Origin of the sequence: Tundrisphaera lichenicola, from assembly GCF_051175385.1 — a bacterium.
Lineage (GTDB): Bacteria > Planctomycetota > Planctomycetia > Isosphaerales > Isosphaeraceae > Tundrisphaera > Tundrisphaera lichenicola.
The window spans coordinates 1941204-1965801 of sequence record NZ_CP195106.1; the positions used below are offsets into that span (position 1 = coordinate 1941204).

18 protein-coding genes are annotated in these 24598 nt (G+C 62.8%); 9 read left to right on the forward strand and 9 right to left on the reverse strand.

Annotated elements, in window-relative coordinates; translation table 11 throughout:
• Position 1: 1 nt before the first annotated feature.
• Genes P12x_RS07605 through P12x_RS07615 form a run of 3 tightly spaced genes read right to left on the reverse strand, consistent with a single transcriptional unit; the run spans position 2 to position 3047 of the window.
• Entirely contained in the window at positions 2-802 is an 801-nt protein-coding gene (locus P12x_RS07605; RefSeq protein ID WP_435010271.1) for an SDR family NAD(P)-dependent oxidoreductase, read from the reverse strand.
• A 34-nt stretch (positions 803-836) separates the two neighbouring features.
• Positions 837-2228, reverse strand: a complete 1392-nt coding sequence (locus tag P12x_RS07610) for an MFS transporter (protein WP_435010272.1) — start codon at positions 2226-2228, stop codon at positions 837-839.
• Positions 2229-2231: 3 nt separating this feature from the next.
• Positions 2232-3047 carry a TIM barrel protein gene (locus P12x_RS07615; RefSeq protein WP_435010273.1) on the reverse strand — a complete coding sequence of 272 codons (816 nt, stop codon included), beginning with the start codon at positions 3045-3047 and terminating at the stop codon, positions 2232-2234.
• 211 nt (positions 3048-3258) lie between these two features.
• Here P12x_RS07615 and P12x_RS07620 point away from each other — a divergent pair, with 211 nt between their 5' ends.
• The 6 genes from P12x_RS07620 (at position 3259) to P12x_RS07645 (ending at position 10228) form a co-directional block, all read left to right on the forward strand.
• Positions 3259-4137 carry a creatininase family protein gene (locus P12x_RS07620; RefSeq protein ID WP_435010274.1) on the forward strand — a complete coding sequence of 293 codons (879 nt, stop codon included), beginning with the start codon at positions 3259-3261 and terminating at the stop codon, positions 4135-4137.
• 84 nt (positions 4138-4221) lie between these two features.
• Entirely contained in the window at positions 4222-5325 is a 1104-nt protein-coding gene (locus P12x_RS07625) for a retropepsin-like aspartic protease family protein (protein WP_435010275.1), read from the forward strand.
• 127 nt (positions 5326-5452) lie between these two features.
• On the forward strand, positions 5453-6817 hold the full coding sequence (locus P12x_RS07630; RefSeq protein WP_435010276.1) for a DUF1501 domain-containing protein: 1365 nt from the start codon (positions 5453-5455) through the stop codon (positions 6815-6817).
• 90 nt (positions 6818-6907) lie between these two features.
• Positions 6908-7906 carry a substrate-binding domain-containing protein gene (locus P12x_RS07635; RefSeq protein WP_435010277.1) on the forward strand — a complete coding sequence of 333 codons (999 nt, stop codon included), beginning with the start codon at positions 6908-6910 and terminating at the stop codon, positions 7904-7906.
• Positions 7907-7942: 36 nt separating this feature from the next.
• A complete protein-coding gene (locus P12x_RS07640) occupies positions 7943-9286 on the forward strand; it encodes an ABC transporter permease (protein WP_435010278.1) in 1344 nt (447 codons plus the stop codon).
• A gap of 90 nt (positions 9287-9376) precedes the next feature.
• Complete coding sequence (locus tag P12x_RS07645) at positions 9377-10228, forward strand: inositol oxygenase family protein (RefSeq protein ID WP_435010279.1); 852 nt, start codon at positions 9377-9379, stop codon at positions 10226-10228.
• A gap of 81 nt (positions 10229-10309) precedes the next feature.
• Here the strand turns inward: P12x_RS07645 and P12x_RS07650 are convergent, their stop codons facing one another.
• On the reverse strand, positions 10310-12016 hold the full coding sequence (locus P12x_RS07650) for a family 16 glycoside hydrolase (RefSeq protein WP_435010280.1): 1707 nt from the start codon (positions 12014-12016) through the stop codon (positions 10310-10312).
• A gap of 508 nt (positions 12017-12524) precedes the next feature.
• On the opposite strand from P12x_RS07650, the gene P12x_RS07655 reads away from it, so the two are divergent.
• The gene (locus P12x_RS07655) at positions 12525-14852 is read left to right on the forward strand and encodes a PSD1 and planctomycete cytochrome C domain-containing protein (RefSeq protein ID WP_435010281.1); all 2328 of its coding nucleotides are present in this window, start codon (positions 12525-12527) and stop codon (positions 14850-14852) included.
• Between the two features lie 4 nt (positions 14853-14856).
• On the forward strand, positions 14857-16260 hold the full coding sequence (locus tag P12x_RS07660) for a DUF1501 domain-containing protein (RefSeq protein ID WP_435010282.1): 1404 nt from the start codon (positions 14857-14859) through the stop codon (positions 16258-16260).
• A 31-nt stretch (positions 16261-16291) separates the two neighbouring features.
• Here the strand turns inward: P12x_RS07660 and P12x_RS07665 are convergent, their stop codons facing one another.
• From P12x_RS07665 to P12x_RS07680, 4 genes are all read right to left on the reverse strand, one after another.
• Positions 16292-18256 carry a primary-amine oxidase gene (locus P12x_RS07665; protein WP_435010283.1) on the reverse strand — a complete coding sequence of 655 codons (1965 nt, stop codon included), beginning with the start codon at positions 18254-18256 and terminating at the stop codon, positions 16292-16294.
• Between the two features lie 318 nt (positions 18257-18574).
• A complete protein-coding gene (locus P12x_RS07670) occupies positions 18575-19303 on the reverse strand; it encodes a DUF2293 domain-containing protein (protein WP_435010284.1) in 729 nt (242 codons plus the stop codon).
• Positions 19304-19397: 94 nt separating this feature from the next.
• Positions 19398-20579, reverse strand: a complete 1182-nt coding sequence (locus P12x_RS07675) for a beta-galactosidase (protein ID WP_435010285.1) — start codon at positions 20577-20579, stop codon at positions 19398-19400.
• Positions 20580-20840: 261 nt separating this feature from the next.
• Positions 20841-21626: a PIG-L deacetylase family protein gene (locus P12x_RS07680; RefSeq protein ID WP_435010286.1), complete on the reverse strand. Its 786-nt coding sequence runs from the start codon at positions 21624-21626 to the stop codon at positions 20841-20843.
• A 354-nt stretch (positions 21627-21980) separates the two neighbouring features.
• Between P12x_RS07680 and P12x_RS07685 the strand changes: the two genes are divergently transcribed.
• A complete protein-coding gene (locus P12x_RS07685; RefSeq protein ID WP_435011649.1) occupies positions 21981-22877 on the forward strand; it encodes a sialate O-acetylesterase in 897 nt (298 codons plus the stop codon).
• 50 nt (positions 22878-22927) lie between these two features.
• On the opposite strand, the gene P12x_RS07690 is transcribed toward P12x_RS07685, so the two are convergent.
• Positions 22928-24574 carry a hypothetical protein gene (locus P12x_RS07690; protein WP_435010287.1) on the reverse strand — a complete coding sequence of 549 codons (1647 nt, stop codon included), beginning with the start codon at positions 24572-24574 and terminating at the stop codon, positions 22928-22930.
• Positions 24575-24598: the final 24 nt, after the last annotated feature.

The following is a 24598-nucleotide window of genomic DNA, read 5'->3' on the forward strand; positions in this document are numbered from 1 at the left end:
CTTATCGGATGACCGGTTCATCGCTGATCTTGACGATCTCGGAGACCCCGCCGTCGATGGGCAGCAGGTGCCCGGTGATCATGGCGGATGCGTCGGAAATCAGGAAGATCGCCGGACCAACCACGTCTTCGGGCTCGCCAAGCCTGCCAAGGGGCACTCGGTCGATGATCTTGCCGAGGACTTCGGCGTTCGCCAGGAGCGGAGTATTCATCTCGGTCCGGAACCAGCCGGGGGCGATGGCGTTGACCCTGACCCCGGACGAAGCCCACTCGGCCGCGAGGTCTCGAGTCAGGGAAGCGACCGCCCCCTTGGTCATGCAGTAGACCGCGTTCCCCCGGCCCAGTCCCATGATCCCTCCGCCCAGGGCCGAGACATTGACGATGCTCCCGGACCGGCTCGCGACCATGTGCCGGCCGACCTCGCGGGCCATCAGGAACGGGCCGACCTGGTTGATCCGGATCACCTCTTCCCAATCCTCCGGCTGCCAGTCGAACAGAGGGATCCGACGGGTGATCCCGGCATTGTTGACAAGGGCGTCGATCCGGTCGAAGGCTTGAAGGACCGACTCGACGGTCCGCCGGACGGCCGCCCCATCGGCGATGTCGCACTCGATCGCGATCCCTCGGCGGCCCAGGGATCGGACCTCGGATGCGACTTCCTCGGCTCCAGTCAGGTCACGATCCACGAGGGCCAGGTTCGCTCCCTGCTGGGCCAGTCCCAACGCGATGGCCCGGCCGAGACCCCTCGCGGCCCCGGTGACGATGGCGGTCCGGTCGGTCAGATCGAAAGGATTGCCCGTCACGCTTAATCGCTCCTATCACCGCCCACCAGACGTCTCAATCGTCCCCTTGGGGGATTGTCTCGGTCACGTCGACCCGAAGCCAGCAGAGTGCCCCCAGGAAGTAGACGGCCGCGAAGATCACGAAGGGCAAGGTCATATAGAACCCGTGCGAGGCCATGTCGCCGGACTTCTCGGCCAGGGTCGCCGCGTAGAAAAGCTGGCCGGCGACCACGGCCGCAAGGGCCGCCGTCAGGCTACCGAACATGTTCATCGCGCCGGCCAGGGTCCCCGCGTGACGCTCGCCGATGTCGCTCGCCGCCGCCCAGGCCGGCCCCATCGCCAGGTCGTTGCCGATGAAGCAAACCCCATACAAAACGGCCAACCAACCGACGCCTTCGACCCAGGGAGAAACGAGCATCATCAGACCAGCCAAGGCCATCCCGCTGGCCCCGACAGCCCGACGGCCCAACCGCTTATCTCCACTCCTTTTCATAATCAGGTCCGACAGAACCCCACCGGAGATACAGGCAAAGATCCCGGTGGCGAATGGGACGACCAAAAGCCACTTGGCCGTGTCCTTGTCGAAGTGGCGAGAATCCTGGAGATAACTGGCGAACAGATACATGAAGAAATTACCGCTATATCCGAGGCAACCATACATCCCCCAGAGGGCCCAGACATTCCGCGAGCCGAGCATGACCCGCCAGGGGACGTCGTGATGCGAATCCGGCTTCCTCGCGGCCCGCCCCGCCGCGATCAAGGCAAGTTCGGCCTCGTTTACCCGGGACATCTGCTCCGGGCGATTCCGCAACCAGGGCCAGACGGCCAGGCACCACACCAAGCCCAGCCCGGCCCCGAGGACTAATGGCAATCGCCAGTTGCCCATCTGATGGAAGAGCCAGACCATCAACAGCGGAGCGAGGACACCCCCGGCCCGGCTGAACATCCAGATGAAACCCTGGGCCGACCCCCGCTCGGTCGTCGGCATCCAGTCGGCCATCAGTCGCGAGAGGAGCGGGAACGTCCCGGCCTGGAACATCCCGAACAGGAACCGAAGCGTCAGCAGGAACCCGAGCTGGACGGCGTAGGCTCTGGGAAGTAGAACGGCGAATGCCACTCCGGCCGTCAGCAACGACCCCCCGAGCACGACGAGTGCAAGCAGGCCTCGCGACCCGAATCGGTCGCCGAGGCGGCCCCAGGGGATCTCGAAGAGTCCGTAGCCCAGCATGAAGGCAACGGTCATCCAGCCCAGGTCGCGGACGTCCATCCCCAGGTCGCGGAGCAGCTCCGAGGAATTCGACCCGAAGCCCGCCCGATGGATATAAGTGACCACCGCCAGGGCGCAGGCCGAGGCCAACACGACGCGACGAACATGGGTTGGATGGCCCCCGGAGGGATGCTCCACGATCGATTCGGAAGCTCGATCTCCGGCCTGTAGATGGGTCATGGATCAGCTCGCCGGGACTTGAAAAATTCCGAACCCGAGCCCTCGGAGGTACTCGGCCGAGGACCGCGCGGCCTCCTCCCATCCGAGCTGTCGATACACCTTGATCGAGACGACTCGATCGTAACCGGACTCATCCAGCGCCGAGAGGACTCCCCGAAAATCGAGGGCCCCGCTCCCGAACGGCCCCCCGGTTGTCTCGCAAAGGTGGACGTGCCGGGCCTGGGCGGCGTGAAGGCGGATTGCCCCGACAACCGAGCGTTCCTCGATGTGCATGTGGAAAGTGTCCAGCATGACGCCCAGGGCAGGGGAGCCAACGCGATCTGCGATGGCCAACGCCTCGGCCACGCTGTTGTTGAAGCCGACCTGAAGGTGGTTCACCGGCTCGATCACGACCGATCCCCCGACCTTCTCGGCCTGCTGGGCCACCCTCCGGAGTGAGTCGGCGATCCGATTCTTCGCCGTCTCGTCGTCGGGCTCGTCGCTCCGAAGCCCTTGCATCAAGCCGACCACGATCAACGCTTTCAACGCGGCGGCTTGCTCGACGTACTCGACCAGTCGATGGACGGCTCGATCACGATTGGTCGGGTCGGGGCTCGACAGGCATAACCCTTCATTGGGATACGACCAGCCGGTCAAGAACGAGACGACAGGCAGATGATGCTTCTCGACCAGCGCGGCGATCTCACGAACGGAGTAGGGGGGGGGATGGGATGCCGAGAGTTCTATCCCCTGATACCCGAGAGAGGCCAGAAGCCCCATGCGGCGGTCGAGTTCCTCCAGGCTGTCGATCGGATCGTAGAACAGGAAGCTGAACTTCATGAGGACCGCCCGGGGTTGGCTTGAAAGGTTCGAACCGGTTTGGATTGAGATCTCGTCATCCGATAATCCGGGGGTCCGGCGCGATGTCGCCTGCGAATCTAAGCCACCCGGCCGATCGGGGCAAGCACCGAGCGGACCGTTTCCCCAAGCCTCGGGATCGGTTCTAATCCCCAACGTGACCCCGATCTCACTTCCAGGGAGACCTTCATCGATGGCCAGTCGAGCCCGCGAGGAATACCGCTATGAGAAGCTGACCTGGCCCGAAATCAACGACGCGATCGAGCTGGAGAAGGTCTGCCTCGTGCCCTGCGGGGCGGTCGAGCAACATGGGGCACACCTCCCGCTCGACGTCGATCTCGTCTGCCCGCTCGGCGTCGCCCACGGTGCCGGCAGGGAAGTCGCCGATAGGTTGCTGGTCCTGCCCGTGATCCCTTATGGCTACACCGGCCACGTGATGGATTTCCCGGGGACGATCAACACCGACTTCGAACACTTCATCCACCAGGTCCTGGACGTCACCCGAAGCCTGGCCTACCACGGGTTCAAGAAGATCATCCTGCTGAATGGCCATGGCTCGAACTGGCCGAACCTGGATCTGGTGGCCCGCCGGACCAACCTGGAGACCGACGCCGAATGCGTCCCGATCTCCTGGTGGAACCTGCTCACGGTGGACAAGGAGTTCCTCCCTCGATGGCGGGAGAGCAAGTTCCCCGGGGGTTGCTCTCACGCGTGCGAACTGGAGACGTCCCTGTATCTCTACCTGAGCGGAGACGACGTCCGGAAGGATCTGATCAAGAGCGGGGTCGTCAGCTTCAACGAAGAGGAGAGCCCATTCCAGTGGGTGGACCTCTTCGGCGCCGGGCCGGCAACCTCGATTTCCTGGACCAGCAGTTATTCCGATACCGGAGTCCTGGGCGATGCCGAACTGGCCACTCCCGAGAAGGGACGCCAGGCTTACGAAGAAGCGGTCAAGCAGCTCGCAAGGTTCGTCACCTGGTTCCAGAAACGTCCCAAGGATGTCCGAAAAGACCTCCACCGTAAACCGCCAACCATGCCCCTCCCCTGGAAACAGCGGTCGTTCGGCGAGTGAGCGGCGTCTCGACGTAAGAAGGAGCAGGGCGGATACTGATAAGCTACCGGACCTGGTGCCCTTGACGATCGCGGAGCCTTTCTCATGAGACGGTTCTTTTCTTCCGGATTCGCGGTATTCCTCGCCCTCGGCTCGGCCCTGGCGAGCCTCGCCGGTGCGGAGGATCCAGCCGATCTCGTCCTGAAGGAGAAAGGCCTCCGCAAGTCGGGCACGACCTTTGTTCTGCCCGCCGAGTCCGAGGTCCAGAAGCAGGTGGTCGAGGCCCGGTCGTTGTACAAGCAGATGACGACCGCCCTCCTCCAGCAGAAAGGGTACGATCAGGGGCTCCGCGAGAATCAGCAGGCCATCCGGATCCTGACCGAACAACGAATCGAATTGAACCAGAGGCTCGCGCAAGCCTCGAACGTCGCGGAGAACAATCAACTCGTTGCCATGGTCAATGGCGTGTCCGACCGTCTCAACCTGATCCATCAACAGCAGGCCGACACCGGCATGAAGCAGCGGATCGACTCTGAGGTGGCGAACCGTCGCGAGGCTTACGTCCAGGCGGTGCTCGACCTCCGCCAACTGGTGGATGCAACGGCCGAAACTTACGGCAAGCTCGCCGGCGATAAAGACGTGAAAGAGGCTTTATCGCAGGTGAACGAGAAGTCCAAGGGCAAGGCGACCCTGGGTCCATCGAAGTCTTTCCTGGCCAACGTCGCCTTGCTGGAAAAGGCGGAGGCCGCGGTCCTTTCCGAGACGGTCGACCTTCGCAAGGAGGGGGGTATCTTCTGGCTCGACGTGACCTTCAATGGCAAGGTCACCCGGCCGATGGCCTTCGACACGGGGGCCGCCGACGTCGTCCTTCCCGCCGACCTTGCCGATCTGATCGGCCTGAAACCCGGCCCGGACGACCCGATCGTCAAGTGCCGGGTCGCCGACGGCTCGATCGTCGAGGCCCGGCAGATGACGGTCCCCTCGATGAGGGTCGGCAAGTTCACCGTCAAGGATGTCAATTGCACGGTGATGCCGGCCGACAAGAAGGAGGTTCCCCCGCTCCTCGGCCAGTCGTTCCAGCGGAATTTCATGCTCAAGTTCAGCCCCGACTCGGGCAAACTGATCCTCTCCAAGGTCGACTCTCCGGAAGTGGGCGAGGGGGCGGCCCGCCCGAAAACCCCGACCCGGAATTCGTCCCGGAAGCGATGAACGGCAACGGGATCGAAAAACTGTTAAACAAATTGTTTGCGGAATTGGCGAGCGTCCGCTAGAGTTCTCGAAGATGGAGCAGGATGCTCCCGCAAGGGGTTCGTCGACGAACATCGGGGAGGACGCGATGCTGAACCTGCAAGGCCGGCCGTTCCAGTGCTGCGATGGGGTCTCGCGGCGTAGCCTCCTTCGGGCGGGATTTCTTGGGCTCGCGGGCCTGGGACTGGATGACCTCTTGAGGACGAAGGCCCGGGCAGGCTCGAGGGTCGCCACCGGCGACGATCTTTCGGTGATCCTCGTCTGGCTCGATGGGGGTCCTCCCCAGCACGAAACTTACGACCCGAAGCCCGATGCCCCTTCGGCCTATCGAGGGCCTCTGGGAGCGATCAGCACGGCCGTGCCGGGCATCCAGATCTCCGAATTGTTGCCCGAGCACGCCCGGATGATGCGTAAGATGTCGCTCATCCGATCGGTCCACCACGACAACGGCGACCACTTTGCCGCGGCCCACTGGATGCTGACCGGATACCTGGGCTCGAACTCGCAGAACCTGACCCCCATGTACCCCTCGGCCGGTTCGCTGATCGCCAAGCTCAAGGGTCCCAAGCGAGCCGGGATGCCAGCTTACGTCGGCCTTCCCAACACGCATTCGGTGGGGATCAAGCCCGGCTATCACGGGGGGGCCTATCTGGGCGGGGCTTACGGGCCGTTCATGGCCGACGGTGATCCGAATGCCGATGGGTATTCCGTGCCCGAGTTGACCCTTCCCGGGGGCCTCGACGCGGCCCGGCTCGACAATCGACACGGGCTCCTCGACGCCATCGACGCCGGTCGCCATCGGGTCGAGACCGAGATGGACGACATCGACCGGTTCAGCAGCCAGGCGTTCTCGATGCTGACCGGACCCGAAGCACGTCGAGCGTTCGACCTCTCGAAGGAAGACCCTCGTCTCCGGGACCGATACGGGCGTCATCAGTGGGGCCAGAGTGCCTTGATGGCCCGGAGGTTGGTGGAGGCGGGTGTTCGATTCGTCACGCTGACTTTCGGCGGTTGGGACTTCCATTCGAGCCTCGACAAGGGGATGCACTCGGTCCTCCCGGTCCTCGACCACGCGGTCGCCACGCTTGTCGAGGATCTCGACCAGAGAGGTCAACTGGAAAAGACGATGGTCATCGTCATGGGAGAGTTCGGCCGGACGCCGAAGATGAACACCACGGGAGTCCCCGGTTCCGACCCCGTGCCCGGCCGCGACCACTGGGGGAACGTGATGAGCGTCCTCATGGCGGGTGGAGGCCTGACGCCGGGGATCGTGGTGGGATCGTCCAACGCCCGGGGGGAAGTCCCTCGCGAACGACCCGTGACCCCGCAAGATCTGGTCGCCACAATTTATTCCCGGCTCGGAATCGACCCGGCCGCCGCCTTCCCCGACCGGGTCAATCGCCCGATCGCGCTCTTCCCCCCGGGCGGTGAGCCGATCCGAGAATTGCTTTAAGGCCAAGGGAAGCATCGCCTGGGGGATGCCGGACGGCCTCGGTCCGGTTAGACTGCGAGGATTCCCTCATCCTCCCAGGAAAAACAAGTCATGAGGCGCGTCCTCCTCGCGGGCCTGCTGGCCTCTTTCTCGGCACTGTCCACGTCCTGCGGCTCACCGGACAATCCGAGCCCCACCGGGTCATCGGCCTCGGCCCCTCCGGTGGCCAAACGCGGGACGATCGGTGTCTCCGTCCTCACCCTGACGAACCCATTCTTCAAGGTGATCGCCGATGGAATCACCGAGGAGGCTGGCAAGCACGGCTACGATGTGGTCGTCACCAGCGGCGAATTCGACGTAGCCCGCCAGCAGGATCAGGTCAAGGATTTCATCGTACGTCGAGTCGCGGCCATCGTGCTATGCCCCTGCGATTCTCGGTCGATCGGCCCGGCGATCCAGGAGGCGAACACGGCCGGGATCCCGGTCTTCACGGCCGACATCGCCTGCCTTGCCCCGGGCGTGAAGGTGGTCTCGCACATCGCCACCGACAACTACAGCGGAGGCCAGCAGGCGGCCGACGCGATGTTCGAAGCCCTCGGCGAGGCCGGCGGAAAGGTGGTGATCCTCGACTTCAAGCAGGCCGAGTCCTGCCTGTTGAGGGTCCAGGGGTTCAAGGAAGTCATCGAGAAACGCAACAAGGATCGAACCGGAGGACGGATCGAGATCGTCGCCGAGCTTCCCGGCGACGGCAAGAAGGACCAGGGTTTCAAGTGCGCGGAGGACGCCCTGCAGTCTCACCCCGACCTGGCCGGGATCTTCGCGATCAATGACCCCTCGGCTCTCGGGGCTCGCGCGGCACTGGAGAAGGCGGGCAAGGCCGATCGGATCAAGATCATCGGGTTTGACGGTCAACCCGAAGGGCTCAAGGGTGTGGATGAGGGGAAGATTTACGCCGACCCGATGCAGTCCCCCGACAAGATCGGGCGACTGACGGTCGACACCATCGTTCGATACTTCGCGGGCGAGGAAGTCCCCCCCTCGCAACTGATCCCCACGACCCTTTACAAGAAGGGCGGGGAGGTCGGGGAGTCTTCGGGCTCGGACGATTGAAGCACCCGAGGATTCCGGACGCACGCGAGGTTCTACATGGCCGCAGATTCACCGTCCCGACGCTTCAACTTCCTCCTGTCCGACTACGGGATGGTCCTCATCCTGTTCTTGCTCTGCGCCTTCTTCAGCGCATCGACGATCGAGGTGCAGCATCCGACCGGGCCAGCGGCATCACGCCAACTCGCCTCGGCGATCGAGTCGAAGGTGGATCGGGGAGCCCAGGTCCTGATCGTCGTCCGCGACCTTGGCGAGGATGCGGAATTCGCCGAGGAACTCCGGAGATCGCTCGAAGCTCGCGATATCTCCGTGATCGAGACCATTCGAGGCGAGCCCGTCGACGCCCGAAGGGGGATCGTCCGGCTGGCCGAGCAGGGCAAGCACATCGACGTTTTCGCATGCAACGAGATTACCGCGGGCTGGTCGGTCTATGCGCCGCTGATCGAGCAATACCCCTCGATGAATGGGGCTCGGGTTTACAAGCCCGAGGGCTATCGTTGGCCCAACTTCCTGAAGACCGAAAACCTCTTGAACGTGGCCAATCAGATCGCGGTGATCGCCATCATCGCCATCGGGATGACGATGGTCATCATCACCGGGGGGATCGACCTGTCGGTCGGCAGCCTGATCGCGCTTTCCGCCGTGGTGACCGCACGCCTGATTCGCGACTTGGCCGGGGGAGAATCGGCCTCGGCCCTCGGGATGGTCCTGGGATCGCTGGGCGGGATCCTGGCTTGCACCAGTTCCGGGCTTTTCACGGGCCTGATGGTCACGGCCTTTCGAATTCCCCCATTCATCGTCACGCTGGCGATGATGCTGGTCGCCAGCGGCCTGGCCTACATCCTGGCCGATGGCCAGTCGATTAACCAGGTCCCCGACCGGTTCATCCGGCTGGGCCGAGGGTCCGATCTCCCGTACTTGCCCAACGCGGTCGTCCTGATGCTATTCCTCTACGCCCTGGCCCATCTGGTGATGGGCCGGACGGTGCTCGGTCGATATATTTACGCCGTGGGGGGGAATCCGGAAGCGGCCCGACTCTCGGGCGTCCCGACCCGGAATGTCCTGCTCAAGGTCTACGCGATCAGCGCGAGCCTGGCCGGGTTGGGAGGGGTGGTCATGGCCTCGCAACTCAAGAGCGGGGCCCCGACCTACGGCCAGATGTATGAGCTGTACGTGATCGCCGCGGTCGTCGTCGGGGGGACCTCGCTGGCCGGAGGAGAGGGGAAAGTCCTGGGGACACTCATCGGCGCGTTCATCATCGCCGTGATTCAGAACGGGATGAATCTGCGAGGGGTCGAGAGTTATACCCAGAAGATTGTCCTGGGACTGGTCATCCTCGGCTCGGTCCTGCTGGACCAGCTTCGACGTCGGAGAGGGCGTTGATCGTCGGATCTCGAATGACCTTTATCGAGCAAGTCGCTACGATGGGAGGTCTCATCGCTCCCGCATTCGTCCGCCCCGGAGGATCGATTCATGGCAGGTTCCACCGCCCCCCGGGCCGAAGGCCCGCTCGCCGATCTCGACGACTGGGAGTCGGCCCACGAGCCCGGCAAGCCCGAATCCAGCTTCCGGGACTACCGCAAGAACGTCCGGCCGGGCGTCGCGGAGTTCTATCGCCTGAACCATACGCATCAGACGCTCGCATTCGTCCAGGAGAAGAAGCGAGAGTACCTCGGAAAATCGCGCCGCGAGATGGGTATCTGGGAGGCGATGGAGTATCTGAACACCCTGGTCGACGACAGCGACCCGGACACGGACCTCTCACAGATCGAACACCTGATGCAATGCGCCGAGGCGATCCGAGCCGAAGGACATCCACGATGGATGATCCTGACCGGCCTGATTCATGACCTCGGCAAGATCCTCTGCCTCTTCGGCGAGCCCCAGTGGGCCGTGGTCGGCGACACCTTCCCGGTCGGCTGCCGATATTCCGAGAAGATCGTCTTTCCAGAGTTCTTCGAAGAGAATCCCGACAGCAAGGTCCCCGAGTACCAGACCCCCGAGGGGATCTACTCGCCGAACTGCGGGCTGGACCAGGTCCACCTCTCCTGGGGCCACGACGAGTATCTCTACCACATCGTCAAGGACTACCTCCCCGAGGAGGGCCTGGCGATGATCCGTTACCACTCGTTCTACCCCGCTCATCGCGAGGGGGAGTATACGAATTTGATGACCAAGCATGACCATCGGATGATGGATTGGGTCCGCAAATTCAACCCCTTCGACCTCTACTCCAAGGGGCACGAGCGTCCCGACGTCCGAGCACTCACCCCGTACTATCGCGAACTGATCGCGGAATATTTCCCCGAGAAGCTCTCCTGGTAAGGATTTGCATGGTCGAAAACCCGAAAGCCCCCCAGCGAGTCGTATCGCTGGGGGGCTTTGTCCTATCCCTCAAAATTGGGATCAAGGTCGGATGAGCGGACGTACCTCGATCTTCCGGAAATAGAGTTCCGCGCCCTCGGACTGGAACTGGATCTTCCCCTGGGTGTGGCTGGCGTCGGTCCCTTTATTGACGACCAGGCCGTTGACCAGGACCGTGATCCGCCCGCCATCACAGATGACCTCGGTGAGATTCCACTCGCCGAGGGGAGCCTCGACGTCCCGCTTGCCCCGGAACCCCAAAACATCCTTCCAGGCGGGGTCGCGTCCCCACCAGTTGATCCGCTTCTTATCGTAGGCAACCGCCGGCGATCCCTTGTCGAAGTAAGGTTGGCCGTCGGGTCCGAGTCGGGTTTCGGCGGTCATCTTGGGTTGGTGCTGGCCGCCGACCATGATGAAATCGCCGACGCCACCCTCGATGATCTGGCACTCGATCGACTCCATCCAGGAACCGCTGGCGACCCCGTCCGGGCCGACGCAGTGCAGCAGGATACCGGAGTCCCGAGAAGCCTTGAGGCGATTCCCGAACGTCTTCTCGCCCCACTTCCACTCGACGACGAGATGATAATTGGAGAAGTTGCCGCCGGTCGCCAGCCCTCCGTAGTCTTCCCCCGAAACCTTGATCGCGCCATCGACGACCGAGAAGATCTTCTGAGGGTCTTCGTAGGCATGGGTCTTCGTGTAAGGATAAAACCCAGTCAAATCCTTGCCGTTGAACTTGAAGATCGGCTCGCCGGATTTGAACTCGGGCTTTTCACGTGCGAAGGCCGGAATCTCGGAGTCCTGGGTGATCAAGACAGCCGGACCCGGGTTGAGGAAGGAACCGAGCGCGGTGGCCATCTCCCGGTATTCGTCGCCGGCAATCCAATCGACCCCGGCCGAGGCGGCGGCGAGCCATCGGACCTTGGCCGCATCGTCATTGGCAAACCGATAGCTTCCGAGCCGAGGGCCCGTGTGGCCATTGAGACTGTAGAAGCGAACCCGAAATCCTTGACGATGCGCCAGGTCCATGAGCGAAGCCAGGCGATCCGCCTCGGCCGGGGTCCACTCACCGGCGGCGGGAGGTCCCCCCTTCTCTATGGCCCCCCAGTAGAACGCCAGGAACCGATGATAAGACGTTGCCGGTTGAGGGATGTAAGCCGAGACATCGGGCTCATAACCGGCACCGGCGCCGATGACTCGATCACGGAAGGCCCGATACGTCCCTCCCTCCGGGATCATCGCGTCATAAGCCTCCTTCGCGGCATCGCTACCGCTGAAGCAGATGGTGATCTGACGGCGAGTCAGCGGAGAGTCGGCCGCCTTGGGAGCCGAGGAGAACCATTCGGCGTGGGAGTCGAGTACCTCCTTGAACTGACGGACGGCTTCGGGATGGTCGGTCTTCCAGTCGATGGTCAGGACTGAAGGCGTGGTGGTCGCCCCGGAAGAAGTCCCGAGCGACTCCAGGGTCGGAATCAGCCACCCCTCCACGGTCGGGTAGGCCACCCCCGGTCGGGGCGTCTGATCGTGCCCGATGATGAGTTGTCGCCTGGTGTCGTCCCACCCGAGATCGATCTCGATGTTGTCGATCCCCAGCGCGAGTGCCTCCCGGAAGCGAGGGTTGTCGGCCTGGTCCTCCCCATAGCAATTATGGGCGCTGATTGGTAAGGGATGAGCCGGCCCATCGGCCAGGGCCATCGATCCCGAGGCGATGGCCAGAACCACGGCCGATCGAGCGAAGCATTTGATCATGGGAAAATCCTCGAAGAAAACTCGCGCCAGCCTCGAACCAGACTTCGATCACGCCTGGACGCAGCCGCGTCCGGTCGCCGGTTTGCCTTAGATAGATATGAAGTCCGCGGCCAATCCGAAAGGGGCTGGTCCTCCTGGCAAACCTCCTGTGGAAATGCCTCTCCCATCGTCACGATCGGGATACGAGGTAATTTCCCTTGCTCGCGAGGGGACGATTGTTCCACAATCGGTTTAACTTTCTTGGGAAAGTTAGCAACGACTTCGGCCGGGCGGGTTCTCTGACCGTCCAGGAGAGGGCGGAATTCCGAATCACGGTTGGGAGCCTGACACGATGAAGTTTCGGTCCAGGCGGAATCGGCCGACCCCAATTCTACAATACCCGAAACCCTGCGAAACCCCGCGAGGATCCCTGAAACCGACCGGCATCGTCAGGGCCTTGTCCCGATTGGCAAGTTGGTCCTGGAGGGTTGGACTGACCTGGTTGCTCCTCGGCGGGGCAGCGTTGCCGGTGGCCCAGGGTCAAGAGGGTCCGCCGCTCGACCGTCAGGTCATGGCTCTGCTCAAGTCGCACTGTGTCAAATGTCATGGCCCCTCGGTCCGCAAGGCCGCCTTAAATCTGGCGACGCCTAAAGGTGTGGCCCGGGGGGGCGAGAGTGGCGAGGCGGTGATCCCCGGCCGGATCGACGAAAGCCTGCTTTGGGAGCTCGTCCAGAATGACGAGATGCCGCCTGAAGAGGCCTTGAGCCGAGATGAAAAAGACCTCCTTCGACGATGGATCGAAGCGGGGGCATCCGGGCTTCCGAAGGTCACACCGGGAGAGTCGGAAGGGGCCGACCACTGGGCTTTCGGGCCGCAGCGGTCCCCCGAACCGCCCGCAGTTCGCGACTCCTCGAGGGTTCGGAACGCGATCGACCATTTCCTCCAGTCGGCCCTGGAATTGAAGGGCTTGACCATCGGACCGGAGGCCGATCGAGCCACCTTGATCCGTCGGGTCTCGATGGATTTGACCGGCTTACCGCCGACGCCGACGGAGATCAGACGCTTCCGCGATGATCCTGCTCCCGACGCCTATGAACGGTTGGTGGAGCGATATCTCGCCTCCCCGCACTATGGGGAGCGGTGGGGGAAGCTCTGGCTCGATGCCGTCGGATATGCCGACTCGAATGGGTATTTCAACGCCGATACCAATCGGCCGCTCGCTTACCGATATCGCGACTATATCATCAGATCCTTTAATGAAGACCGGCCGCTCGACCGGTCCCTTCGCGAGCAGATCGCCGGCGACGAGCTGGTCGGCTACCGCCCCGGTGAACTTCCGGATCGTTCGATGGTCGAAGGCCTGGTGGCGACCCACTTCCTACGGAACGCCCCCGACGGTACCGGCGAGAGTGACGGAAACCCCGACGAACTCCGGGCCGATCGTTATGCAGTCCTGGAAGGGACGACTCAGGTGATTGGATCGGCACTCCTGGGGATGACCATCCAGTGTGCTCGATGCCACGATCACAAGTTCGAGCCGATCACCCAGCGCGATTATTACGCCATCTACGCCATCCTCGCCCCGGCCTACAACGTCGAATCCTGGGTCAATCCATCCGGGCGAATCATCGATGGTCCGGGGGAGCCGGGGGAAATCGAAGCCTGGGAGGCTCGCTCCCGACGGATCGACTCCGAGGTCGCCGACCTGACCGCGGAGCCCGCCCTCAACGACCCATTTCAACCACTGAGCCCGGACGAGAGCAAGGTCCTGCGCCAGTCGATTCAGAAGCTTTTCGGCCGAAAGGAATCCCGCCCTGGTCGAATTTCCCCGATTGCCGAACCGGCTGGGAATCCTCCCGAGGTTCCCTTGCTCAAGCGAGGGCTCTACGGCGATCCCGGGCCGACGGTCTCGCCGGCCCCGCCTTCCGTGCTATCCGACCCGGATAATCCATTCGAACCGAAGCCCATACCTGGAGGCACCTCGGGAAGGAGAAGGGCTTTCGCCGAATGGCTGACCAGGCCCGGATCCCGAGCCTCGGCATTGCTGGCGAGGGTGATCGCCAATCGCCTTTGGCAAGGCCATTTCGGGGTTGGGCTGGTCCCAACTCCCGAAAACCTGGGATATTCCGGAGCACCCCCTACGAATCCGGAACTGCTCGAATTCCTCGCGACGGGACTGGCTCGCGACGGTTGGAGCGCCAAAAGTCTGCACCGGATGATTTTGTTCTCGGCGGCCTATCGGCAATCGAGCGTCCCGGATCCCTCGGTCCTGGAGATCGATCCGGACAATCTCCTGCTCGGTCGATTCCCACTCCAGAGGCTCGATGCCGAGACGATTCGCGACGCGATGCTGGTCGTCTCCGGTGAATTGGACGAGAGGGAGGGAGGGCCTTATGTCCCGACGACCGTGACCTCCGATCAGGAGATCGTGGTCGAAGATCAGGCCGATGGTGCCCATCGCCGATCGGTCTACCTCCAGCAGCGACGAACTCAGGTCCTGAGCATGCTGAGTGTCTTCGATGCCCCTTCGATCGTCACGACTTGCACGCGGCGGACGGCCTCAACCATGCCCCTGCAATCGCTGAGCCTCCTCAATTCCCGATTCGTCGTGGACCGGGCCCGAGGATTTTCCGATCGACTCCGGCGCGAGGCCGGAGAGGATCCCGACCGTCGGATCAGTCGCGCCTTCCTCCTGGCCACGGGGCGACCGCCCGTCGAGGAGGAACGATCGGCTGCCCTGAAATTCCTGGCCCTCCAACCCGGCCGATACGCCGGCCAGCCCGATGCCGAGGATCGGGCCTGGGTCGACTTCTGCCAGATGCTCCTTTGCAGCAATGCCTTTCTTTACGGGGGCTGACTCGATGCGAGATGACTTGTTCCGGTCCAACCGCCGGGCCTTCCTGGGTCGGACGGCGGGCACCCTGGGAACCCTCGCCCTGGCCCATCTGCTGGGCGAAGAAGCTCGGGCACGAGGCGATACCATCTCGACGCCAGGTCTCCCCCCGGGCAAGGCCAAGGCGGTTATCTGCCTGTTCCAGCACGGCGGCCCGAGTCAGATGGACCTGTTCGACCCCAAGCCGGCCCTGACGAAGTGGAACGGAAAGCCGCATCCGGGACAGCTCGAAGTTCACTTCGAGAAGCAGCAAGGGAACGTCCTGGGCTCGCCATTTTCGTTCGAGAAAAGGGGCCAGTCGGGCATCGAGCTTTCGGAATTGCTGCCCAGGACCTCGGAGATCGTCGATGAGATCACCCTGGTCCGGTCGATGACCACCGAGTCGGTGGACCACGAGTCGGCCCTCCGGCTGATCCATACCGGCAAGTTTCAGGCGGGTCGCCCCACCCTGGGCTCCTGGGTCGTCTACGGCCTGGGCAGTGAAAACCGGAACCTGCCCGCCTATGTCGTGCTGTCCGATCCTGGAGGATTGCCGGTCGATGGGGTCCGCAACTGGTCGTCGGGCTGGTTGCCGGCGGTCCATCAAGGGACGCCGTTCCGGCCGGGAGGCTCGCCGGTCCTGAATCTGGCCACTCCCAGCCAGGTCACTCCCGAGGCTCGAGAAGGACAACTCCGACTCCTCGACGACTGGAACCGTTCCCATCTCCGGCAGTATCCGGGTAATTCGGAACTGGAGGCCCGGATCGCCAACTTCGAGACAGCCGCCCGGATGCAGACGGCCGTTCCCGAATGCCTCGACCTGGCCGGGGAGAGCCCGGCCACTCGCAAGATGTACGGCCTGGAAGAACCGACCACCCGCGAGTACGGGACTCGCTGCCTGCTGGCCCGGAGGCTGATCGAGCGTGGGGTCCGATTCGTCCAGGTCTTCCTCAGCGGCCAGCCCTGGGACACTCACAGCAAGAATGCCGAGACCCTCAAGGGGCTCTGCGCCCGGACCGACGGACCGAGCGCGGCTCTCGTCCAGGACCTGAAGCAGCGGGGGCTTCTCGACTCGACCATCGTCCTCTGGACGGGCGAGTTCGGCCGATTGCCGATCTCCCAAGGGACCGACGGACGCGACCACAATCGGCACGGGTTTTCGCTCTGGATGGCCGGCGGAGGATTCAAGGCGGGTTACGCCCACGGCCAGACCGACGACTTCGGCTACAAGTCGGTCGAGGACGTGGTCAGCGTCCACGACCTCCAGGCGACCATGCTCCATGCACTCGGGCTCGATCACCATCGGCTGACCTATCCCCACGACGGGCGGGAGGACAGCCTGACCGACGCCGAGGTGACCAAGGCCCGAGTTATCAAAGAATTGCTGGCTTGAACCTCTTTCTTGGTGAAGAGGTTCTCAACCGTCAGTGGCAACAACTGCCATTCGACGCGACCTTCTTCGCCGATGGTGGGATGTCGTTCGCCGGATTGGCGGAGAAGAAGCCCGCCGGTTTGAGGGTGAACCCGATGTAGGCCGTCGGCATGACCGGGTAGTCCTCGGGGCGGGGGATGTGGGTGTGGCCGAAGGTGTACCAGAGGACCACGTCGGTGTCCTCGATCGGTCGATCCTGATCGGTCCACTTCATCAGGCCGTCGCCACCCTGGCTCTGATTCGGGTAATCGCCCGCCCCGTATCGCTCGTCGGGTTGATAGGGCGTAACCCAGACGTGATGGTCGACAAACCTCGCCCGCTTCCGCCACCAGGCATTGGGCGAGGCGAACGGGACCGAGTTGTCGCCCGGCAAGAGCTTGTAACCGACCGACTCGCCGACGTGATTCTTCACCCCAGGATTGACCACCTTCCAGGTCCGGGCCGTCTCCAGGTTGAGGTTCCCGCGTGCCTCCTTCTCGGTCTTCAAGGGAGTGGCACGCGCCTGGAAGGCGTTCTCGAAGGGGTTGTTCTCGTCGATGGGGTCGGGGATCACGTCGATCCGTTGGACCGTGTTGGCGGTCCCATCGAGGTCGAAGTCGAGCCTCATATTAAAGAAGTGCTGATGATTGGGCGCGTATAACTGCGGGGCGACGAGGTTCCCGTGCTTGGGCGTCTCCCCTTCGGCGTAGGCCCCGAGCGAGAGGATGCCGGTCAGCTTGATCTCGAACTGGATCGTGCCATCCTGGTAGAGATACCAGAAGAAGCCATACTCGTAGTTCTCGACGGTCGAGATCGACGAGACGACCAGGCGTCGAGATCGGCGAACCTCGGGCGAGTCGGGCAGTCTGCGGTCGGTGTGCTTCCAGAGGATCCCGAAGTCTTCTTCATGCATGCAGACGGCGTTCTTGATCGTCAGGGATTCGCCCCGAGAATCGCAGAGGTGGGCGTCGAAATAGCGGATCAGGCCCAGGCAGTCGCAACCCAGCTCCAGGCTGTTGGCACACATGCCCATGCCATACTCGCCGACGTCGAAGGCATTCTTCCGGCGCTGGGTCGGTCCGGGGTCGCCGTAGGGGACCACCATCTCGGTCAGTGATCCTCGATAGAGGACCGAACGATCGCGGTCGCCGTCCTTGTATCGGAGGTGGTGGAGCGTCAGGCCTTCGCGGGCATTGAAGCCGATGACGAAGCTCCAGTTCTGCCAGCGGACCTGATACCCCTCGACGTCGAAACTCGGCCCCTCGGGCTGGACGATCTCCAGAGGCTTGATGCCGTCGCGGAATCGCTCAATCCGGCTCGCCGCATAATTGGCCTCGCCGGGCGGGATCGGCCAACGGTCATATTCCTCGATCCGGACGACCTCCATGGAGTTAAGGTCGACCACCGGTCGGATGCCTTCGATGGGACGGACATAGCCATTGTCGGTGGGATCGGACCGGAGGAAGCAAAGCGGGCGCGCCAACCTCCTCGTTCGATCCTCCTCCGATCCGTAATTCCCGGCGCTCCAGATATCGACCATGACCAGGCTGGTGTCATCGACGCCGGTATGGGCCTTGAGAGCCGCCTTGAAGGCCGGGCTGGCCAGGACGGCGGCCTCGCACTCAACCTGTTCGTCGATCGTCATCGTCGGCTGGACGCCGGGAACGTGCTTCCAGCCGAGCAGCTTACCCTCGGTCAAGGAGAGCCGGGCCTCATGACAGGAGTTTGTCGCGTTGTCGAAGAGGACCGCGAACGCCTCGCGAGAGCCAGGTGGTGTCGTCGGATTCGCGTGGACCAGATTTTTCTCGGGCTCCAGGAGGGCGACCGAGATGAACCGGGTCGTCGGTGTGACCTTGCCGGCCTCGCGGAGCAGGGCGACGGCTTGCTGGACTTCCCCGGCCGTGAGCGGTTCCAGGGGGTGGGTGATCCGGTCGATCGTCGGCGATGGGGCGGGCGTGATGTTGATCAGGTCGGGCACGGGACCTCCGGGTCGGTACGGGTCTTCGCAGGTTCCGCCATCACGAGGGGAAAGCCTCTCCCCAGAGGGAGGATCTGCCCCCATCATAACTCAAGAGACGCCCCGGCGAATGGCCCAGGTTCTGCCTTACCGATCAATCCGCGAGATGATTGTTCGGTCTCGAGCTTTGGCTTTGGCTGGGCCGACGAATCGCATCGACTCGGCCCGTGGATCGATGGGATCCGCTGTTGCCGACCGGATCCGGGAGGATCGGACAAGGCGGCATGATCAGGGGGAAGTTCCCTCGTGAAGCCGGTCTGAGATGGCTTCAGATCCGCCTTATTCTTCGCCTTCAGGCTCTCCAGTACGGGTAGAATCGACGAACGATCCGCCTCGGCCATCGACCACCAACGCAACCTTCAACGGACATTCGGTCTCCGCCGGTTCCCCTCGCCGATACCGCTGCAACAAATCCTGGGACCGCCGGGCCAGCATCCGACGGACCTCTCGTCGTTTCCCTCTAACCCTGGGGATCGTCATCCCGTCGTAGCCGGTCGTCCGGTGCCGCATCCAGGCGATCACGGCGGCCTCGGCCCTCTGCTCGATCGGGATTCGACCTGTCCGGGCCACCGTGCCGCTTCCGACCGGCGTGGCATGCTCGGTGACGGCTCTTGCCAACCGCTCGGCCAGTTCGTCGTGGATTGGATGAAAAGAGAGGAACGCCAATACCGCCCCGTGGAAGTCTTCGACATACACAGCCTGGACCTTCTCACGCCTGAGGGATGCGGCCTCCCTCTTCCTGATATAGCCCTCCGTCGATCGCTCGACCTCCAGTAAGCTCCGAACCCTCTCGATGGTTGCTGCCGACGCCCAGATACCTCGGGAGAACATCCTCCGGCCCACCTTCTCCTGGACGATCCAATGATCTCCGGCGGTCTTCACGCGGCGAGTCAGTGCGGCGTCACCCGGAGGCAGCAGGGCCCAATCTACCGGCACGGTCAGGACCGTGCCATCGTCCTTCAGAACGGTCTGGGATGTCGGTCCTGGGGAGTAGCTGTGCTCACTCATTTCATCGCCGATCCCAGCATCTCCGATCACTTCAACACCCCGTCCGGGACCTCGAACGAGACTTGCTCCGGCTTCGCGCCGACATGTCCGCGCCTCATCGGTCCTCGGATCGCTCCTTACCGCCATGGATGATCCGATAGAGGTGAACCTGATAACCCTCGAATTGGTCCTCCCACTGGCCGCCGACAGCCTCGATCGAGCGGCCCTCGCCGATGACCTCGACCCGGACATCGCCCTTCTCCGGCAGGGTGAAGCTGGCCTTCGCCTCTCCATCGCGCATGGCAACGGCGAACACGTACGTCGCCCCCGCATGACGCTTAACCATGACGTCGATCGGCACGGACTCCACGGACGACTCGAAGCTCGCGGCATCCACCAGGTCCGGGCTGTTGAGGGCAGGGGCCAGTTCGATGATCTGTCGGTTCACGTCTCCCACCGCGCGGGCCATATCCTGATCGGCCAGGAGACCCGCTTCGATGAACTTCGGCTTGAACTCGTGAGCGAAGTAGATAATGCCCTTCGCGCCGTGGATCAGGGCCATCCAGACCTCCGAACGGACCTGCTCCGGCGTTGGCCCTCGGTTGGGATTGTTGATCCGGGTCGTCTCGATGCAGCACCAGACACCCTTGCGGCCTTCGGACCAGCTTCGAAGGCGATCGACGCCCATCGGTACATACCAGAGATTCCCCGCGACCGCCTTGTTCTCATGGCTGGCGGGGTAGATGTCGAAGGAGGCGATGTCGCATCCTTTGAGGTATTCCGGATAGTCCTCCGGGTGGTTCGTCCGGACCCCTCGGCCATAGTAGCCGTCCCAGGCCACTCCCTGTCCCAGGTTCAACAGGACCGGGCGATCGGGATCGGCCTGGCGTATCTTCTCGTAGCCTTCGACGATCCTGGACGGCGAGATGGGCGGCCCATATCCCTTGCCCTGTCCGAGCGACTGGGCGTTATCGGGCTCGTCGCCGTGCATCCAGCCGACGATTGTCGAGCGGTCCTTGAACCGGAGCGATCGTTCGCCCTGACCGCAAATCAGTCGGATGCCGGACTTGTCGAGCAAGTCAAGTTGCTCCTCGGTCGGCCCCCTCCAGATCCCGACGTAGGTATTGATCCCGATCGCCCGGTATCGTTCGGCATTGCTCGGGGCCTGGAGCCAGACGGCGACCGGGAAGAACTCCGGAGTCTGCGGTAAGCCCTTCGGGAAGGTTGATTGGGCGGGCTCTGCCATGACTCCATTTGCCAGACCCAGGAACAACAGGACGATTCGCCAGGCTGGCATGTTCAGGCCCTTCTGTTGAGGTTGGTCGGATCGAGAAGGCGAGCCGGGATGGTGAGCGGCTCGGGGCTTTTCCCGTCCTGGTCCATCGGGGCGGGTCACGTTACCATACCGCCCACTCTCCCGAACAGGAATGCTATGCATACCCGATGGCGAAACCGACTCATCTGGAAGGCGGACCGATCGGACGACCGGCTCAACGACTGACCATTGCCGGTCGATACCGCGAGACTCCCTTGTCTGTACCGATCGATTGAGGACGACTCAAGGTGAGCTACGAGGCTCGGCGACCTTCGCCAAGAACCTCACCGGGAGCAATGGGCACCCTTGCTTGGCCTCCACCAGCCTGTATCCCTCGGCGAACTCGACGCCGCACTCGGTCCCACGGCGGCGATGCATCTTCTCGTGATCCCCCCAGATCACCTCGGGCTCCTGGCTTTTGTGCTCCATCAAAGCCTGGCGTTTGATGTCCCGGACAGGTCCAAGGTCCAGGTAGAGAGCGGGCTCGAAAGCGATCGTCTGATCGTCGGTCATGACCTCGAAGAAATAAAGGTTCCAGCCGCCCTGGCGCTTGTAAGATTGCCAGACGAGCGAACTAACCGTGTGGTGATTCGGGTGAGTGTCCAGCGGCCAGTGAGTCACCACGATGTCGGGCTTCGCCTCGACGAGCCAGGCTGAGACCTCCCGCAGGGTCTTCAAGTCGGCCACGAGCGTCTCATGGGCGTAGGGGAAGAACTTCGGCGTCGCCCCCAGGACCTTGCAGGCGGCGGTCGCCTCCTCCTGCCGGACCTCGGACTCGGGCCGATCGAAGAAACGCCTGCCGCCTCGGAACGCCGTACCGTAGGCGCAGATGACCTCGTGGCCCTGCCGGGTCAGCGTGGCGATCAATCCGCCGGCCCCCGACTCCGGGTCGTCCGGGTGGCCTCCGAAGACGACGAACTTCAGCTTCTCGCCCGGAGTTCGACCGTCCCCGTTCGCGAAGGCCGAAGGCATTGTGGCGATCGCCAGCAAGGCCGATACAACGGATATCCAGAAGAACGGAGACCTCATGAGGATCGCCTCCAGATCGGCCGAGTCGAGGAGTGAGCCTGCTCCAGTTTCCTCTGTTGCCCGACGGCCACTTCTTTGCCGACCCATGATCCATCGGCTCTGTCATCCTCGACACCTTCGCCAGTGCGGAACGGTCGATGAAACGCCCAACATGCTGTTTGTCGGTCGATCCTTCAGAATTCATCCCTTGACGCTACAATCGAGTTAGTCGTCGCTATCAAAGTCAACCCTACGGATTAGCATCGAGGAAATCCATTGATTCGTCACTTCAAAGCTTGGACGATTATTATTTCCCTGTCCGTCGTCGGTTCGCCCACGACCGAAGCCGGTGAGTTTGGAAAGTCGCCATTGAAGGTGTTCATCCTGGTCGGGCAGTCGAATATGCAGGGTCAGGCGGTCGCCGACCTTGACGGCAAGGACTACAACGATGGCCGAGGGACCCTGAATGATCTCATGCGGCATGCCGACAAGTCCGGTCGCTTCAAACATCTGCGCGACGACCAGGGCCGCTGGACCGTACGCGACGACGTCTGGGTCAGATATCAGCCCGAAGGCGAACCACTCAAGAAAGGGCCGCTTTCGCTGGGTTTCACCCCTTACGAAGGCAAGCACCACTTCGGGCCCGAGCTAGAGTTCGGTCATGTGGTGGGAGACCACTTCGAGAACCAGATTCTACTCATCAAGACGGCCTGGGGCGGCAAGAGCCTGTATCGCGACTTCCGACCCCCCAGTTCCGGCGGCGAGGTCGGGCCTTACTACCAGAAGATGTTGACGGAGATTCGCGAGTCTCTCGCGAACCTCTCGACCGACTTCCCCACCTACGATGCTGGCGGGTACGAGTTGGCGGGCCTCGTCTGGTATCAGGGCTGGAACGACGGCGTCGACCCCAAAGGAGCGATCCCGGAATACGAGCAGAACCTTGTCAACTTCATCAAAGATGTGCGTAAGGATCTGAACGCTCCGAACCTCCCGGTCGTTATCGGCGAATTGACCGGCCCTTGGGTGGAAGCGCCAGACGACTGGGCGACCCTTCGGAATTCGCAGGCCCGAGCCGCGGCACGACCGGAGTTCCGAGGCAATGTCACCTTCGTCGAGACCCACGACTTCGTACGAAAGCCCGAGGAATCGCCCAACCCCGGCCATGGTCATCACGAATTTGGCAACGCCGAGACCTATCTTCTCGTCGGAGACGCGCTCGGAACCGCGATGAAGGCGATGCTCACCACATCCTCTGATCGCGAGACAAAATGAGGCCACCGCTGACGTGAGGAACGTCTTTCGAACGTTCCTCACGCCTTTCCTCATTCCTTCGACGCTTGTCGTGTCACAATTGGTACATACCCCGCCTCCAGGCCCAGTGGAGGGGTCACGATCAATGCGGGATCGAGGTCGGCCAGTTTTCCAACGGTGGGTGGCGGGAGGTAGTCGCGATCTTTGGACCAGTTCCGCTGAAGTTTCTCCACCCGAGACTGGAGGCTCTCTCGCTCCTGGTCGGTGAGATCGGCGTTGAGCAAGGCGGGCTGGTCGGCGAAGCGATACCAGAAGTAGGTCACCACGCTACCGTCACCCAGGCTCGCCTGGAAAGGTCCGGCCACCGGACCGGGCGACTTCCAGCTACTCCGCGGATCATCGGGAGTGACGTAAGCCTCGGCTCGATCCTCGCTGGGTCGCTTGAACTGGAACGAGGCAAGCCCGGTCTCGGCCGGGACGTCCTCGGGCCGCACCACGACCCACTCCGCTTTCTGATCGGGTTTCTGAGTCAGTCGAAAATTTTCGGGGAGGGTGACGAGCGGTCCATCCTTGGAATCGATCCGAGTCACCAGTTCGCGATTCCACCGATATCCAAACGTGTTCGCATCCAGCGCCGCAGGTGTGGCGAAAGCACTCCAGGTGAGGGGCACCATCTTTTCCTCGGGGAGGGTTGGCGTGTCGATTTTCCAGGTCGCCCCTCCCTTTCCCGTGAATTTGTGCACCATGGATGCCTCGGAGTCGATGGAACCGCTGGTCGGAGGTCCGCCATCGAACCAGGCCTTGACTCCATCCCAAAGCGCCTTCTTGCTGTAAGCGGTGACGCGGTGTACGACGACCGAATTGCCCTCCGCGTCGCGAGGAAAGGAGACCGGCGCGATCCGAGCGTAGGTCTCTTCCTTCGCGTCCTTGGCCTGAATGCTGGGGACGTACTGTGTCTCCATCTGCAATGGTTTATTGGGCTTGGCGGGGCGGGTGTCCAGGAACATCCCGGCCAGTCGAGGTTCCTCGACACTCGCGCGTGACCAGAAATAGGGCGTGAAGAACGCCACCGGTCCTTTGAAGTTGCGAGTGTTCATGAACAAGGTCCAGCAGTGGTCGCCGGTAGGAACATCCTTCCCGGCGGTCGTGGATTTGGGGTTGGTGAGCGGCAACGGCAGGTATCCGTAGCCGACGAGTTCCCCGCAGGTCCCCTGTTTCAGAATCAACCCGTCGGGGGGCCAGAGTACCCAGGGACTGAGCTGGGCCACGCCGTACTTGCCCTGCGGTTCGTCCCAATCCCTCCCCTTGCCGGCCCCGGGACCGTTGGCCCATGCGCTAAAATTCAGGGCCACCCCACCCATGATGAACTTCGGCGTTTCGGTCGCGAACCGAGTATCCCGCCACCAGCCCAAGCCTCCCTCGATATCGGTGTAGAGATTATCGGGATCGGCGCCTTCGTATTGAGGGTGCATCCAGGTGCCGAACAAGCCCGTCTGAAAACGATTCCCGGGGTATTCCTTCAGCAATGGCCAGGCTGCCACGTACATCGAGAACCCGGCGTTGTAGGTCTCCGGGACTTTCTCGTGCGGGACGAGCAGGTAACCGGCCATCTCACCTTCGTGAATCCGGTCGTCTGCGTCGACCTCGAGAGTCCCAAGCAAGGAGAACGAGACGATCAGGCACGATGCAAACCAGGGAAAGGCGCTTGTCTCTCTCATCAATCAGGGCCTCGAGAAGGTGTA

Coding starts and splice junctions, on each gene's coding strand:
- P12x_RS07630 (WP_435010276.1), top strand. CDS start 5,453: ATGCTGAACCTGCAAGGCCGGCCGTTCCAGTGCTGCGATGGGGTCTCG.
- P12x_RS07645 (WP_435010279.1), top strand. CDS start 9,377: ATGGCAGGTTCCACCGCCCCCCGGGCCGAAGGCCCGCTCGCCGATCTC.
- P12x_RS07690 (WP_435010287.1), bottom strand. CDS start 24,574: ATGAGAGAGACAAGCGCCTTTCCCTGGTTTGCATCGTGCCTGATCGTC.
- P12x_RS07670 (WP_435010284.1), bottom strand. CDS start 19,303: ATGAGTGAGCACAGCTACTCCCCAGGACCGACATCCCAGACCGTTCTG.
- P12x_RS07620 (WP_435010274.1), top strand. CDS start 3,259: ATGGCCAGTCGAGCCCGCGAGGAATACCGCTATGAGAAGCTGACCTGG.
- P12x_RS07625 (WP_435010275.1), top strand. CDS start 4,222: ATGAGACGGTTCTTTTCTTCCGGATTCGCGGTATTCCTCGCCCTCGGC.
- P12x_RS07640 (WP_435010278.1), top strand. CDS start 7,943: ATGGCCGCAGATTCACCGTCCCGACGCTTCAACTTCCTCCTGTCCGAC.
- P12x_RS07610 (WP_435010272.1), bottom strand. CDS start 2,228: ATGACCCATCTACAGGCCGGAGATCGAGCTTCCGAATCGATCGTGGAG.
- P12x_RS07675 (WP_435010285.1), bottom strand. CDS start 20,579: ATGCCAGCCTGGCGAATCGTCCTGTTGTTCCTGGGTCTGGCAAATGGA.
- P12x_RS07615 (WP_435010273.1), bottom strand. CDS start 3,047: ATGAAGTTCAGCTTCCTGTTCTACGATCCGATCGACAGCCTGGAGGAA.
- P12x_RS07650 (WP_435010280.1), bottom strand. CDS start 12,016: ATGATCAAATGCTTCGCTCGATCGGCCGTGGTTCTGGCCATCGCCTCG.
- P12x_RS07635 (WP_435010277.1), top strand. CDS start 6,908: ATGAGGCGCGTCCTCCTCGCGGGCCTGCTGGCCTCTTTCTCGGCACTG.
- P12x_RS07680 (WP_435010286.1), bottom strand. CDS start 21,626: ATGAGGTCTCCGTTCTTCTGGATATCCGTTGTATCGGCCTTGCTGGCG.
- P12x_RS07660 (WP_435010282.1), top strand. CDS start 14,857: ATGCGAGATGACTTGTTCCGGTCCAACCGCCGGGCCTTCCTGGGTCGG.